General features: G+C 33.1%; 16 protein-coding genes. 4 read left to right on the forward strand and 12 right to left on the reverse strand.

Annotated elements, in window-relative coordinates; translation table 11 throughout:
* Positions 1–57: 57 nt before the first annotated feature.
* The 3 genes from hemW to ruvC form a co-directional block, all read right to left on the reverse strand.
* On the reverse strand, positions 58–1188 hold the full coding sequence (hemW, locus tag HYN56_RS07115; protein ID WP_109191539.1) for a radical SAM family heme chaperone HemW: 1131 nt from the start codon (positions 1186–1188) through the stop codon (positions 58–60).
* Positions 1189–1275: 87 nt separating this feature from the next.
* Complete coding sequence (locus HYN56_RS07120; RefSeq protein WP_109191540.1) at positions 1276–1653, reverse strand: four helix bundle protein; 378 nt, start codon at positions 1651–1653, stop codon at positions 1276–1278.
* A 145-nt stretch (positions 1654–1798) separates the two neighbouring features.
* Positions 1799–2353 (reverse strand): crossover junction endodeoxyribonuclease RuvC, encoded by a 555-nt coding sequence (ruvC, locus tag HYN56_RS07125; RefSeq protein ID WP_109191541.1) that lies wholly within the window; start codon positions 2351–2353, stop codon positions 1799–1801.
* 113 nt (positions 2354–2466) lie between these two features.
* Between ruvC and HYN56_RS07130 the strand changes: the two genes are divergently transcribed.
* On the forward strand, positions 2467–3411 hold the full coding sequence (locus HYN56_RS07130) for a lysylphosphatidylglycerol synthase transmembrane domain-containing protein (protein ID WP_109191542.1): 945 nt from the start codon (positions 2467–2469) through the stop codon (positions 3409–3411).
* Positions 3408–4511: a glycosyltransferase family 2 protein gene (locus HYN56_RS07135; RefSeq protein ID WP_109191543.1), complete on the forward strand. Its 1104-nt coding sequence runs from the start codon at positions 3408–3410 to the stop codon at positions 4509–4511. The genes HYN56_RS07130 and HYN56_RS07135 overlap by 4 nt, the downstream gene beginning before the upstream one ends.
* A 130-nt stretch (positions 4512–4641) precedes the next feature.
* Here HYN56_RS07135 and HYN56_RS07140 read toward each other — a convergent pair whose 3' ends face one another.
* Both HYN56_RS07140 and HYN56_RS07145 read right to left on the reverse strand, forming a co-directional pair.
* Complete coding sequence (locus HYN56_RS07140; protein ID WP_109191544.1) at positions 4642–5127, reverse strand: hypothetical protein; 486 nt, start codon at positions 5125–5127, stop codon at positions 4642–4644.
* 34 nt (positions 5128–5161) lie between these two features.
* Positions 5162–5506, reverse strand: coding sequence for a hypothetical protein (locus HYN56_RS07145; protein ID WP_146194576.1), 345 nt, complete (start codon positions 5504–5506; stop codon positions 5162–5164).
* Positions 5507–5591: 85 nt separating this feature from the next.
* Between HYN56_RS07145 and HYN56_RS07150 the strand changes: the two genes are divergently transcribed.
* Both HYN56_RS07150 and HYN56_RS07155 read left to right on the forward strand, forming a co-directional pair.
* A complete protein-coding gene (locus HYN56_RS07150; RefSeq protein ID WP_109191546.1) occupies positions 5592–6092 on the forward strand; it encodes a DUF456 domain-containing protein in 501 nt (166 codons plus the stop codon).
* Positions 6093–6383: 291 nt separating this feature from the next.
* Entirely contained in the window at positions 6384–6986 is a 603-nt protein-coding gene (locus HYN56_RS07155) for a DUF937 domain-containing protein (protein ID WP_109191547.1), read from the forward strand.
* A 62-nt stretch (positions 6987–7048) separates the two neighbouring features.
* Here the strand turns inward: HYN56_RS07155 and HYN56_RS07160 are convergent, their stop codons facing one another.
* The 7 genes from HYN56_RS07160 to HYN56_RS07190 all read right to left on the reverse strand — a co-directional run bounded on the left by HYN56_RS07160 (position 7049) and on the right by HYN56_RS07190 (position 12562).
* Positions 7049–7957, reverse strand: coding sequence for a pseudouridine synthase (locus tag HYN56_RS07160; protein ID WP_109191548.1), 909 nt, complete (start codon positions 7955–7957; stop codon positions 7049–7051).
* 357 nt (positions 7958–8314) lie between these two features.
* Complete coding sequence (locus HYN56_RS07165; RefSeq protein WP_109191549.1) at positions 8315–9271, reverse strand: geranylgeranylglycerol-phosphate geranylgeranyltransferase; 957 nt, start codon at positions 9269–9271, stop codon at positions 8315–8317.
* A gap of 61 nt (positions 9272–9332) precedes the next feature.
* Positions 9333–9923, reverse strand: a complete 591-nt coding sequence (locus HYN56_RS07170; RefSeq protein ID WP_109191550.1) for a DUF502 domain-containing protein — start codon at positions 9921–9923, stop codon at positions 9333–9335.
* A gap of 65 nt (positions 9924–9988) precedes the next feature.
* Positions 9989–10927: a mevalonate kinase family protein gene (locus HYN56_RS07175; RefSeq protein ID WP_109191551.1), complete on the reverse strand. Its 939-nt coding sequence runs from the start codon at positions 10925–10927 to the stop codon at positions 9989–9991.
* A gap of 3 nt (positions 10928–10930) precedes the next feature.
* Positions 10931–11230 (reverse strand): type II toxin-antitoxin system RelE/ParE family toxin, encoded by a 300-nt coding sequence (locus tag HYN56_RS07180; RefSeq protein ID WP_109191552.1) that lies wholly within the window; start codon positions 11228–11230, stop codon positions 10931–10933.
* A complete protein-coding gene (locus HYN56_RS07185) occupies positions 11227–11448 on the reverse strand; it encodes a hypothetical protein (RefSeq protein ID WP_109191553.1) in 222 nt (73 codons plus the stop codon). The genes HYN56_RS07180 and HYN56_RS07185 overlap by 4 nt, the downstream gene beginning before the upstream one ends.
* Positions 11449–11479: 31 nt before the next feature.
* Positions 11480–12562, reverse strand: coding sequence for a diphosphomevalonate/mevalonate 3,5-bisphosphate decarboxylase family protein (locus HYN56_RS07190; protein WP_109191554.1), 1083 nt, complete (start codon positions 12560–12562; stop codon positions 11480–11482).
* Between the last annotated feature and the right edge of the window lie 86 nt (positions 12563–12648).

A 12648-nucleotide genomic window follows, 5' to 3' on the forward strand; every position in this document is an offset into this window, starting at 1 on the left:
ATTCCTACAAAAAAATAGCGTTCTTTGCGTAAAACTTAGCGAACCTTGCCGTTAAACTTAAGATTCCAGATAAAATAAATCTGAAGCAATTCCATCCGTTAAAAATTTTCCTTTTGGAGTTGGTTTTAGAATATTGTTTTCGATTGAAAGCAAGTCGTCGTTTATGAATTTTTGAGATTGTTCTAATAAATAATTCAAATATTCCGTACTGAATTCTTTTTCGATTCTTTCTAAAGAAACACCCCAAATCGTTCTTAAACCTGTCATAATATATTCATTGTAACGATCTGAAACGGTTAAAGTTTCCGTTTCAATCGGAAGTTCGTCGTTTTGAATTGCTTTCAGATACAAGGAATTATTCGCAATATTCCAGCCTCTTTTTTCGCCATCATAACTATGCGCCGAAGGACCGATTCCGATATATTTCTTACCTAACCAGTATGCTGAATTGTTTTTGGAGAAATAATTTTCTTTTCCAAAATTGGATAATTCATAATGAATAAAACCATTCTTTTGAAGCATTTCAACCAAAATCATAAAATGATTCGAAGCTACTTCATCTTGCGGTTCAGCAATTTTTCCGGTTTGAATTAATTTGCTTAAAGCCGTTTTTGGTTCAACTGTCAAAGCATAACTCGAAATATGTGGGATACCAAAATCCAAAGCCGTCTGAATATTCTGTTTCCACATTTCGTCACTCAATCCTGGAATTCCGTAAATCAAATCCAGTGAAATATTATCGAAGTATTTTGTTGCTTCTTCCAGACATTTTTTGGCTTCCGCCGAATTATGAGCGCGATTCATCATCTTCAAATCATCTTCATAAAAAGACTGAATTCCGATGCTCAGACGATTTATCGGACTTTTTGATAATTCTAAAATTCGTTCCGCAGACAAATCATCCGGATTGGCTTCCAATGTAATTTCCGGATTTTCGACAACTTTATAGTTTTTATAAACTTCCGAAATTAAAAAGTTGATTTCATCATTTGACAGAACAGAAGGAGTTCCACCGCCAAAATAAATGGTTTCTACAGTTTCATTCGTGAACTCGTTTTTGCGCACAGCAATTTCCTTGGCTAAAGCCAAAACCATTTCATCTTTCTTTTTCATCGAAATCGAAAAATGAAAGTCACAATAGTGACAAGCCTGTTTACAAAAAGGGATGTGAATGTAAATGCCGCTCATTTTTTAGTGTTCAGGTTTTAGTATTCAGTGATCAGGTTTTTAGTGGTCAGTATTCCTCAAGCTAAAAACGGAATACTAAAAACCTGATCACTGATCACTTTTCTTAACTCCAAACTTCTCTGGGTTTAAAAGCATATAGTTTATTAGTTTTCCTATTTCAATACTTTCGGATAAAAGTTCACTGTAAAATTCGGTTGAAATATATTTACATGCAAGAGCAAATTCAAGCCAAACTTGTGTTTCAGAATTTTCTCCATCAGAATCAGTCAATTTGCTATAAAAATGTTTTGGATAGATACGTTTTCTGTAGGCTTCTGCAATAGTAACTGGAACACTTCTGGATGAACGCCTAATCTGATCGGTTAAGGAATATGTTTCTTCTTTTGGAAATCGTTTTGTAATATCAAATATTTTCATTGCTAATGAAAATGACTTTTTGTAAGCTAGTAAATCTTGAAATTTCATTATTTTTTTAATTAATACAGATAATAAATGTAGGAAAATAATTTCAAAAATTAAAAGCAATTTTCAAAACATCTGAATACTAAAAAACTGATCTCTGTATACTTGCAAAATTAACTGACCACTAAAAAATCTGACCACTGATCACTTATTTCTTAACTCTATCCTCGTTTTGTTTCACAAAAGCATCCCAACCGGAATAACTTTTTCCAGCCACAACTTTTCCGGAATTAAAATGATGACAAACCGCAGCCGCCAAGCCATCTGTTGAATCAAGGTTTTTGGGTAATTCTTTTAAGCCTAAAAGTTGTTGTAGCATTTTGGCAACCTGTTCTTTGCTGGCATTTCCGTTTCCGGTAATCGCCATTTTTATTTTTTTAGGTTCATATTCCGTAATCGGAATGCCTCTTGAAAGCCCTGCTGCCATGGCAACACCTTGCGCGCGACCTAATTTCAGCATAGATTGCACGTTTTTGCCAAAGAAAGGCGCTTCAATCGCAATTTCGTCAGGACAATGTGTTTCGATTAATTCGATAGTTCGCTCGAAAATGATTCTTAGTTTTTGGTAATGATTGTCGTATTTGGAAAGTTGCAATTCGTTCAATTGCAGAAATTCCATTTTTTTATTGATTACTTTTATCAATCCAAAACCCATAATGGTAGTTCCGGGGTCAATACCTAATATGATGCGTTCTTTTGTCAAGAGAGTTTTTGTTTCAAGTTTTTTTGTTTCAAGTTTCAGGTTTTTGAAAAGTGAAACGATTCATTTTCTCATTTTCAAGTTGCCACATTATCAAATTGATTTACTTTTGCGGCATGATTTCAATTCCTCACAAAGCTAAGCAATTCCTAGTTCTTCTGGCCAAACTTTTAATTGTTGGCGGTGCATTTTATTTTATTTACAATCAGCTGGCTAACAATGACAAATTGGACTGGCAAAAGTTTATTGTTTTGTTCAAGAAAAATCAATCAGTTTTAGGAATTTCTTTTATTTTGCTTTTGAGCGTTTTGAACCGTTATTTTGAGATTTTGAAATGGCAGAATCTAGCAGAGGTAATTCATAAAATATCACTTTACGAAGCCACAAAACAGGTTTTAGCGGCTTTAACAGCCGGGATTTTTACGCCAAACGGAGTAGGAGAGTATGCCGGAAAAGCGTTGTATTATCCAAAATCGGAAGCAAAGAGAGTAATTTTCCTAAATTTAATCTGCAACGGAATCCAGATGATTTTAACGATCATTTTTGGGATTTTTGGATTGCTGTATTTTAATGCACAATTCAATGTCATTGCGACCAAAACAGTAGCCATTTTGTTTGGCGGATTTGTATTGCTTTTGATTGTATTGTTCTCTTTAAAGAAAATCAAAATCAAAGGATATTCGATTGAAAAACTGATTCATAAAATCAATGAAATTCCGAAGACGGTTCACCGAAAAAATATTGTTTTAGGAATTTTACGTTATTTAGTTTTTTCGCATCAGTATTACTTTCTGTTTTTAGGGTTTGATGTCGATCTGCCTTATTTAACTTTAATGGCGGCAATAACTTCAGTTTATTTTTTGGCTTCATCATTGCCAACATTTCAGTTTCTGGATTTTGCTGTAAAAGGAAGTGTCGCAATATATTTCTTCGGAATTTTGGGCGTAAATGAATGGATTGTAATTTTTATCAGCACTTTAATGTGGTTTTTAAATGTCGTTTTACCAGTAGTTTTAGGAAGTTATTTTGTGCTCAATTTTAAAACCAAAACCGGAGAATGATTTTCGGATTTTTTGCAATATTAACCATTTATGTTGTTAGCATTTCTTTGCTTATTTACGGTTTTTTTAAAGTCAAAAAACATCAAAAAACAGATTTAAAAACGCAGACCAGTTTTACGATTATCGTTCCTTTTCGGAATGAAGAAGAAAATCTGCCTGTGCTTTTAGAAAGTTTTTCGAACTTAAATTATCCAAAAAACTTATTTGAAGTGATTTTGGTTGATGATAACTCTAACGAGAAATTCCAAGTTTTAAATTCCAAATTTCCGGTTTCGATAATTGACAACATTCGTGTTTCAGATTCTCCGAAAAAAGACGCCATTACAACTGCCATGCAACAAGTAAAAACCGATTGGGTAATTACCACAGATGCTGATTGTATTGTTCCCAAAAACTGGCTTTTGACTTTTGATAATTACATTCAGGAGAACCAGGTTTCAATGCTTTCGGGTGCGGTTACGTACGAATGTGCGAATTCATTTTTACATCATTTTCAGCAATTAGATCTAACGAGTTTACAAGGTGCAACAATCGGAAGTTTTGGTTTAAACAAAGGTTTTATGTGTAACGGAGCCAATTTTGCGTATAAAAAATCACTATTTGAAAATTTAAACGGTTTTGAAGGAAATGATAAAATCGCTAGTGGAGATGATGTTTTTTTGTTGCAGAAAGCCCTTGAGAGATTTCCGGATGAAGTTCATTATCTAAAAGCTCGAGAAGCAATTGTAGTTACAAAACCAACTGAAACCTGGAAAACTCTTTTTTACCAAAGAGTGCGTTGGGCAGCCAAAACAAGTTCATATAAAAGTACTTTTGGAAAGTTTTTAGGACTTGTTGTGTTCTTCGGAAATCTAACTTTAGTTATTGGCTTTTTATTGTTTGTTTCAGGAATTTTAAATTATCCGATTTTGGTTTTATTTGCCTTTTTAAAGTTCACAACCGATTTTGTTTTACTCTCTGTAACCAATCAATTTTTGACTCAAAAACCAATAAAAAGTCTTCTGTTAAGCAGTTTGTTTTATCCTTTTTTTAGTTCAATTGTAGCGTTGTACAGTTTGTTTGGTTCTTATGAATGGAAGGACCGTCAGTTTAAAAAATAAGTTCTTTTGAAAATGAAACCCTAGCCCTGATGGGAGCGGCATCTCCCGATTTAGAAAAACAAGGCTTTTTAGCCGTAGTTTTTGTTTATCGGGAATACAGCGGACAGCAGGAAATTGCTCCTTATAAAAACTATTTCTCGTCTTTTGCCTTTAAAATCACAGGCAAAATAAACTGTGTTTTTACAGGAACACCACGTTTTATAGCCGGATTTATTTTTGGAAAATTAACCAGTCGGGCGTGCAGAATGCTATCAATTTTGATAGTATCATAAGCTACAGAATCTTTAGGAAACTGAGGTTCAAATTTCATTGTAGAATTTGGAAAAACGGTTACTTTTACTTCGATAGTATCCAATTCAGGATATAAAATCGACAAAGTATCTACATTCAGTTTTTCCTGAATCAGATTGGACATTACTTCAAAAAAACATTGTTGACGAAGTTTTTTATCGGCAATTTTTTCGCAGTTAGGAACAGACGGATATTCGTCTACTTCTTTCCAGTTGATCGATTTTAATTCTTTTTGAAGCAATTCTTTTTCAGACGGAACCTGCTTCTCAAAATATTGACAAGAATTAAAAAAAATACAAATAAAAATAGGGAAAAACTGCCTCAAAGTTTTAGAATTGAATGAAGGAACAAAAATACGATTATTTTTTTTGAGATGCCTTGTATTCTAAATAATCTTCATAGTTTTCAGAAAGCCAATTTTCTTTGTTTTTCTCTGCAACTTCCTTTTGTTCAGGATATAATTTAACAAGCCTGTCCGAAAAAGCAGCTATCTGAACCGTGTAAGTATAAAATTCTGTTTTGGTTAAAACAACATCGGGATTATTCTTTTTATCGAAAAATTCAAAAAACAGTTTATCAAAGTCTTTCATCGAAAAATTCATTACTTTTTTCTTATTGCCATTATAAAGACTGTCCTGTAATAATTGGTCATCTGCAGAAAGTTTCTTAGATTGGGCATATGTATTTTCATTTATTGAAAACACAAGAAAAAGAAATAAAACTATTTTTAAACAGGTTTGCATCTTATTTTTATTGCTTAAATTGTAAGTGCTAATTTACAAAATTATTATGGATTTACTTTTAGTACTGTTGGGTTTTATCTGCGTTATTGTAGGTGTTTTTGGGAGTTTTATACCTGTTTTGCCCGGGCTTTCAAGTTGTTGGGTTGGACTCTTGCTTTTGTATCTCACGAAGGCAGTAGAAAACAATTATTGGGTTTTAGGAATCACTTTCGTTTTAATGGTAATTATCACCATTTTAGATTATGTAATTCCGGCAAAAGGGACCAAAAAATTTGGCGGAAGTTCTTATGGTGTATGGGGAACAAACATAGGTTTGATTGTCGGAATTCTGGCTCCAATCCCTTTTGGCGTTATCATCGGACCATTTTTAGGAGCTCTTATTGGTGAGTTATTATACGATTCTCAAAATCATAAACGAGCTATAAAAGCAGCAACAGGTTCTGTTCTGGGATTCTTAGCTTCCAGTTTTGTCAATTTTCTCTTTTCTGTAATTTACCTTGGTATTTTTCTTACCGTTCTGTGGCAAAATCGTTCACTGATTTTCTAATATAGTTAATTTGACTTTAAGCTTTTTCTTATATTTTTTAAATTTTCAAAAAAACTCTTAAAATTTTCAAAATAATTTTTAATCTCTTACGTTACGCCAAGCTTTATATTTACTGATATCTTTAAATTTGTAAGCTAAATACCTGAAAATCGACCCACTAAAATTTTAACTTATTTTTTGGAAATGTTAATATATTTTATATTTTTATCCCAATAAACGGTAAAAAGCCTCACTTTATCGGTTATTTTGAATAAGTTTAAATAATTGTTTCCCCTAAAATAAGTTAAACGTATGACCCCAAACCTACAAATTGAACTTAGACGTTTTATTTCATCTAATGTTGTCTCCAAGTTAAACAAGTTTTATTTTGAAAATGATGCTCTTTTGATAAAGGGAATTGATGTCTCGATCGGTACAATTTTAATGGGACTCTACAATAAAGCTGAGGAATCTGATTTTTATTCTGAAATAGTCTCCATGCTAAAAGAAGATTCAACTTTTTACCAGGAAATTGATTTTAACGCCGGCAGGATTCTATCAGTAGATGATTGTTACCGTTTAGAAGGAAATGTTTTTCTGAAAGAATTGTTCGCTAACAAAAAAGGAAGAATTTCCGAAATGGTTTCAAACGAAGTCGGAATCAAAAGCGAAACTGCCAGAGAAATACTTAACTTTTCCGGACTTCTTGTAATGTCTTACCTAAGAAACAATCTTCAGCTACTTGAAAGCCTAAAATTACTTCTTGAAGATCAAAAAAGAGACATCTTAAACAGTATTCCGCCCGGAATCAAAATCATCCTTGGTTTTTCATGTTACGAAACAGTCGAAGACAAAAGCCAGTCAATGGGAAGATCAATATTTACCCTTTTCGGACATAATTTCTTTAGTTTCTAAAAATAAAAAAATCCCATTTTCAAAGAAAACAGGATTTAGTATGATTTTAATTCGGGAAACAATTACATGTTTTTCAAATTGATAATTTCCTGATCGGTCAAAAAGCGCCAGTTTCCTCTCGGAAGATTCTTTTTGGTCAAACCAGCAAATGCTACACGGTCAATACGCAATACATTGTAGTCAAAAGACTCAAAAATAGAGCGTACTACTTTTACATTTGCAGTACGTAATCTTAAACCAACCTCACTTTTAGGTTCGTTATCTATATAGCTTACTTCTTCAACAGAAACACGGTGTCCGTCAAGAACCAAACCTTTGCTGATTTTATCCAGATCCTCAAATTTTAAGTTCTTGTCTAAAGAAACCTGATAAATTTTAGATGATTTCTGATTCGGTAAAGTAAACTTACGAATCATATCGGTATCATTTGTAAACAATAACAAACCAGTTGTGTTCTTGTCCATTCTTCCAACAGCTGCAATTTTTGCATTTGTTGCACCACGAACAAGTTCCAGAACGTTACGAAACTCCTGTCCTTCGTCAAAAGCAGTCGTAAAGTTTTTAGGTTTATTCAACAAGATGTATTCTTTCTTTTCCGGAGTCAAAGTAACCCCGTCAAAGTTTACCACATCATTAATTTTTACTAAATACCCCATTTCGGTAACCACAGTTCCGTTCACTTTTACATTTCCGGACTGAATATAAATGTCGGCATCACGACGAGAACAAACACCAGAATTAGAGATGTACTTATTCAGACGAATTTCATCTGAAGCCTTTTGTCTTTTCGGAGCCTGATTTTGTTTCTTTAATTTTTGTTCAGCAGCTTCCTTCGCCGCTTTAACCTCCGGCTTTTCTTTTTTCGGCCCTTGAGCACGTTTCGCCATTGGTGGTTTTGGCTTACTAGAGTTTGATCTTGAGCTGTTTGGTCTCGATCCGCCTCTTTTATTATTGCCTTCCTTGTTGTTCATAAAATCATTAATTTGTGCAAAGATAGTTTTTTCCTGCTAATAAATCTTAAGTTCATTGTTCTTAGATTAATAGCATTTTGTTCTAAAGGTTTTAGAAGCAATACATTTGGCATTTTTTCAGACATGGTTTCCCGCTTTCGGCTTTATCTCGCTCCGTAAACTACGCAAGGATATCGCCTCAATCGGGGCTAAATTCAAACAATTGGCTTCTTTTAAATATATTGAAAATTAGCTATTTCACAGAGATTCTCGAAGATTTACGCAGAGTTACTCAAAGAAAAAATCTATAGAAAGCTAAAAAAGAAAACTTTGTGAACCTTTGTGTAAATCTTCGAGAATCTTTGTGGAACTAAACGTTTAGTAATTAGAAATCAGTTCCCTTCCGTGCCACAAAACGCTAGGATTAATCAGAACGATACAACATACACCAGATACAATCAGAAATTTCAAAACATTATGAAGTCTTAAATATTGCTCTTTAGAATCAGACTTCCATAAATAAATAAGGAAGAAAAGTAAAACCCCAAAACAGACATAAAAATAAATGTCCATATACCCAACATCGTAAATATTAACCAATACATAAACAGGTAAAACAGTTAATAGCGTCAAAATAGTTATAATTTGCTTCGAGATTTTTTCGCCATACAAAACCGGAATTGTTCTGTAATCGCTTACTAAGTCGCCTTTCAAATTTTCCAAATCCTTTATCATTTCACGAATCAATAAAAGCAGAAACAAGAAAACCGCATGCGCCGAAATTACCACAAAATGACTCATGTGATTCTCGATTTCTTCAAACGAAATTTTGTTATAGAAATACAATAAAATGGCAAAAAAAGGAATTACCGCAAGCAACGCCGACATAAGATTCCCAATAATTGGATACTTTTTTATCTTATGAGAATAAAACCAAATCAGGAAAATGTAACCGGAAAAAAACAAAAAAGCTCTCCAGGAAACAATAAGCGCCATTAAAACAGCAAGAAAGTTCAAAGAAAAATAAACCGTCAATTTAGTTTTCTGACTTACCAATCGATCCAGCATAGACTTATTCGGGCGATTAATTAAATCCTTCTGACTGTCGTAAAAATTATTAATGATATAACCTGAAGCGATAGTAATTGCAGAAGCAAAAACAATTAAAAACAAATGAAAATCAAGCAGAATATCCAATGCTCTAATTTCCGGAGCCAGAATAAAAATGGCAGATAAATATTGTGCCAAAACAATAATTGGAATATTGTAACCCCTGACAACAGAAAACAAACTGACAATTTTCATTATTAAAAGTTTATGTTGTCTGCTCAGCATAGATAAAATTTGTGATGGGTTTGGATAAGGGAAGTTAAAGGATATTTTTGGTTTTAAAAATTTAGAGTTTGTTTTTTAACAATTCTTTAGAGCCAAAACCTAATTTTCTAATGCAGGCCAAAGCTTGTTTTTGTGTCATATCAATTTCTTTGATGTCTTTTTTCTCCACAAAAACTACAGAACCGCTCCATGGGTTTGGTGCATCCGGAACAAAAACAGTAAAGTTGTTGTCATCAATTTGTTCGATTAAAAAGGCAAATTGCAAACCCGCGTCAGTAGGAACCAAAATTACTTTTAAGTCTTCTTTGGATTCAATTCCCATTATGTTTTCATTCATGCTTTTCATAAACGAATAACCGGGAACAAAACTTAAAATGCCGTCTTCTAATTTTTGAATCAATTGTTTGGCTTTAGCTGTTCTTGCCAATAAACCTGCAGCAAAACAAATCAAAATTATAATTAGTATTCCAATCAGTTCCTGAAGTGCAACTCCTAAAACATGAACTTTTGGTAAGTTATTTACAAGGGGTAACGTGACTTTTTGTATAATACCGTATCCTTTTTCAAGAATAACCAGTAATACCACTAAAGGCGCTAAAAACAGAATTCCTCCTAAAAAAGTCGCTTTGATTATTTTAAAAATACTTTTCATAATAAATAACTTTTTAGGATGAAAACTTATAAAAATCTACTCAAATAACTTCGGCTTTTAGAAAATTAAAACTGATAAACAACTTCTAATTTATAGTCTTTCAGAGAGGCTTTTGCGCGTTCTAAATCTTCTGTAAAACCAAGAATATAACCGCCTCCGCCAGAACCGCAAAGTTTTAGGTAATAATCGTTTGTGTCGATTCCTTGTTGCCAGATGGCATGAAACTGTTCCGGAATCATTGGTTTGAAGTTATTTAAAACAACTTTTGAAAGTTTTTTAGTATTGCCAATCAAAGACTTCATGTCGCCGTGAAGGAAATTGTCAATACAGATATCAGTATATTTTACGAATTGGTTTTTAAGCATGGCACGGAAACCTTTGTCTTTTAAGCTTTCCATAAAAATGCTGATCATTGGAGCTGTTTCTCCAATAATTCCAGAGTCTAATAAGAACACAGCACCTTTTCCGTCCAAACTTTGAGTTGGAATACCGGTTGTCTGAATATTATCTTTAGAATTGATTAAAATCGGAATACTCAAATAGCTGTTCAACGGATCTAAACCAGAGCTTTTTCCGTGGAAAAAACTCTCCATTTGAGAAAATATATTTTTTAATTGTAAAAGTTTTTCACGAGTTAAATTCTCCAGAACAGTGATCTTGTTCGTAGCATATTTGTCATAAATAGCTGCTACAAGTGCACCGCTGCTTCCAACACCGTATCCCTGTGGAATACTGGAATCGAAATACATTCCGGTTTCAACATCGTTTTTAAGATTTTCTAAATCGAAAGTAACCAAATCCGGCTGCTGTGTGTGTAAAACTTCAAGGTAAGAAGCAAAACTTCTCAAACTTTTATTTGAGGCAATAGCTTCGTCTGAAGGCTCTTCAGATTTTTTCAGTGCGCCATTATAAAAGTTATAAGGAATAGCAAGACCTTTTGAATCGCGGATAATTCCGTACTCTCCAAAAAGTAATATTTTTGAATAAAATAATGGTCCTTTCATGATTTATTTTATGTCTTTCTTAATTTTATTTGGGTTTTGTCTGGTGTCGAAAAGTGACAAAAGACGAACTTCTTGAGTGTTATATTTGTAATAAAGCGTTGTTTGTTTCGAAATTACACATCTCCTAGTTTTATTCCTGCTTGAAAGAGGAAAAGTGTCAGGATTAAGCCTAATTGTTTCAATAATTTTATAAAAATTTGCTATAAACTTATCTCTAGTTGAAAGTGAAAATCTAATTTCTAAATATTCTAGTAACTGTTCAAGTTGAAATTTAGAACGACCAGAAAATACAATTCTTCTCATTTCTTGTATTTTGCCATTACATCTTCAAAAAGATAAAATTCACCATTTTCTATTTCTCTTTCAGATGCTTCAATTTCGGCCTTTTGTTCTTCTGTCAAATCATCCCACCAATCTTTCTCTTCTTTTTTAAAAATTTTTCGAATAGATTTCAGAATAGCAGGGTTTTCAGTATCAGCTAGTAGCTTTATTAATTCTAGTTTTTCTAATTGAATGTCCATAACAAAAAAATTTAACTAAAGATACGCAAAATTATAATGCAATTGCACCCTCTCCAATTTTGTCGCAAATATATTGACTATTCTGACAAAATACAACCAATTCGTTCTGAATAAATTGTAATACTTTTTCGGTAACGTTTTCTGGATAAAGTACATGAACATTGGCTCCGGCATCAAGCGTAAAACAAACCGGAATCTGGGTTTCATTTCTGAATTTCCAAATCGCATTTATGATTTGAAGTGTGTTTGGTTTCATTAAAATAAAATACGGCATTGAGGTCATCATCATGGCGTGAAGAGTCAGTGCTTCGCTTTCTACAACTTTGATAAATTCTTCTAAATTACCGCTTTCGAAAATGGCAATTAATTTATCCAGATTTTCATGTGCCTGGGCAAAACGTCTTTCTGCATACGGATGATTGTGCATTAAATCGTGCCCAACAGTGCTGGAAACTTGTTTTTCACCTTTGTCAACTAATAAAATCGTGTCTTGATAATTCTTGAAATTTTCATGAATATTGTATGGAAATTCCACTCCAAATAAATCAGTACTACCTTCAATATTCGCCTGATTTCCCCAAACAACCACATTTCCTTTTACGCTTCGGCAGGCGCTTCCAGAGCCTAAACGAGCTAAAAATGATGCTTTTTGGTAAAAGTACTCGTCGGTCATTTCAGGATTCAATAATTTTTCCAAACTCATAAAATTCATTGCCAGCGCTGCCATTCCAGATGCCGAAGAAGCAATTCCAGAACTGTGCGGAAATGTATTTTGTGTATCAATCGTAAAATGATAGTCTTTCAAAAACGGCAGATAAACTTCAACTCTTTCTAAAAACTTCTGAATTTTTGGTTTGAAATCTTCTTTTGGTTTTCCTTCAAAAAGTAAATCAAAAGAAAAAGAATTTTGGTTTGTTCTTTTTTCAAAACCTAGTTTTGTAATGGTTTTACAGTTGTTAAGTGTAAAACTTACCGAAGGATTTGCCGGAATCTGATTGTCTTTTTTCCCCCAGTATTTTACTAAGGCAATGTTACTTGGAGCGCTCCACTCAAAGTTTCCTTTTTCGATTGTTGAAGTATATGGATTTGGAATAAAATCGGCTGCTGTAAACATGAAATATAAAATTTTGGCAAAGATAACTTTTTCATTTTTCTGCCATGTAAGTTATATAAGAAATTATAAGCAGGCTTTTATTAAAA

The sequence above is a fragment of the Flavobacterium crocinum genome, assembly GCF_003122385.1.
GTDB lineage: Bacteria > Bacteroidota > Bacteroidia > Flavobacteriales > Flavobacteriaceae > Flavobacterium > Flavobacterium crocinum.

Bases quoted from the DNA above. Each gene is read 5' to 3' on its own strand.
- hemW (WP_109191539.1), bottom strand. From the start codon at position 1,188: ATGAGCGGCATTTACATTCACATCCCTTTTTGTAAACAGGCTTGTCAC.
- HYN56_RS07120 (WP_109191540.1), bottom strand. From the start codon at position 1,653: ATGAAATTTCAAGATTTACTAGCTTACAAAAAGTCATTTTCATTAGCA.
- HYN56_RS07130 (WP_109191542.1), top strand. From the start codon at position 2,467: ATGATTTCAATTCCTCACAAAGCTAAGCAATTCCTAGTTCTTCTGGCC.
- HYN56_RS07135 (WP_109191543.1), top strand. From the start codon at position 3,408: ATGATTTTCGGATTTTTTGCAATATTAACCATTTATGTTGTTAGCATT.
- HYN56_RS07150 (WP_109191546.1), top strand. From the start codon at position 5,592: ATGGATTTACTTTTAGTACTGTTGGGTTTTATCTGCGTTATTGTAGGT.
- HYN56_RS07155 (WP_109191547.1), top strand. From the start codon at position 6,384: ATGACCCCAAACCTACAAATTGAACTTAGACGTTTTATTTCATCTAAT.
- HYN56_RS07160 (WP_109191548.1), bottom strand. From the start codon at position 7,957: ATGAACAACAAGGAAGGCAATAATAAAAGAGGCGGATCGAGACCAAAC.
- HYN56_RS07165 (WP_109191549.1), bottom strand. From the start codon at position 9,271: ATGCTGAGCAGACAACATAAACTTTTAATAATGAAAATTGTCAGTTTG.
- HYN56_RS07170 (WP_109191550.1), bottom strand. From the start codon at position 9,923: ATGAAAAGTATTTTTAAAATAATCAAAGCGACTTTTTTAGGAGGAATT.
- HYN56_RS07175 (WP_109191551.1), bottom strand. From the start codon at position 10,927: ATGAAAGGACCATTATTTTATTCAAAAATATTACTTTTTGGAGAGTAC.
- HYN56_RS07180 (WP_109191552.1), bottom strand. From the start codon at position 11,230: ATGAGAAGAATTGTATTTTCTGGTCGTTCTAAATTTCAACTTGAACAG.
- HYN56_RS07185 (WP_109191553.1), bottom strand. From the start codon at position 11,448: ATGGACATTCAATTAGAAAAACTAGAATTAATAAAGCTACTAGCTGAT.
- HYN56_RS07190 (WP_109191554.1), bottom strand. From the start codon at position 12,562: ATGTTTACAGCAGCCGATTTTATTCCAAATCCATATACTTCAACAATC.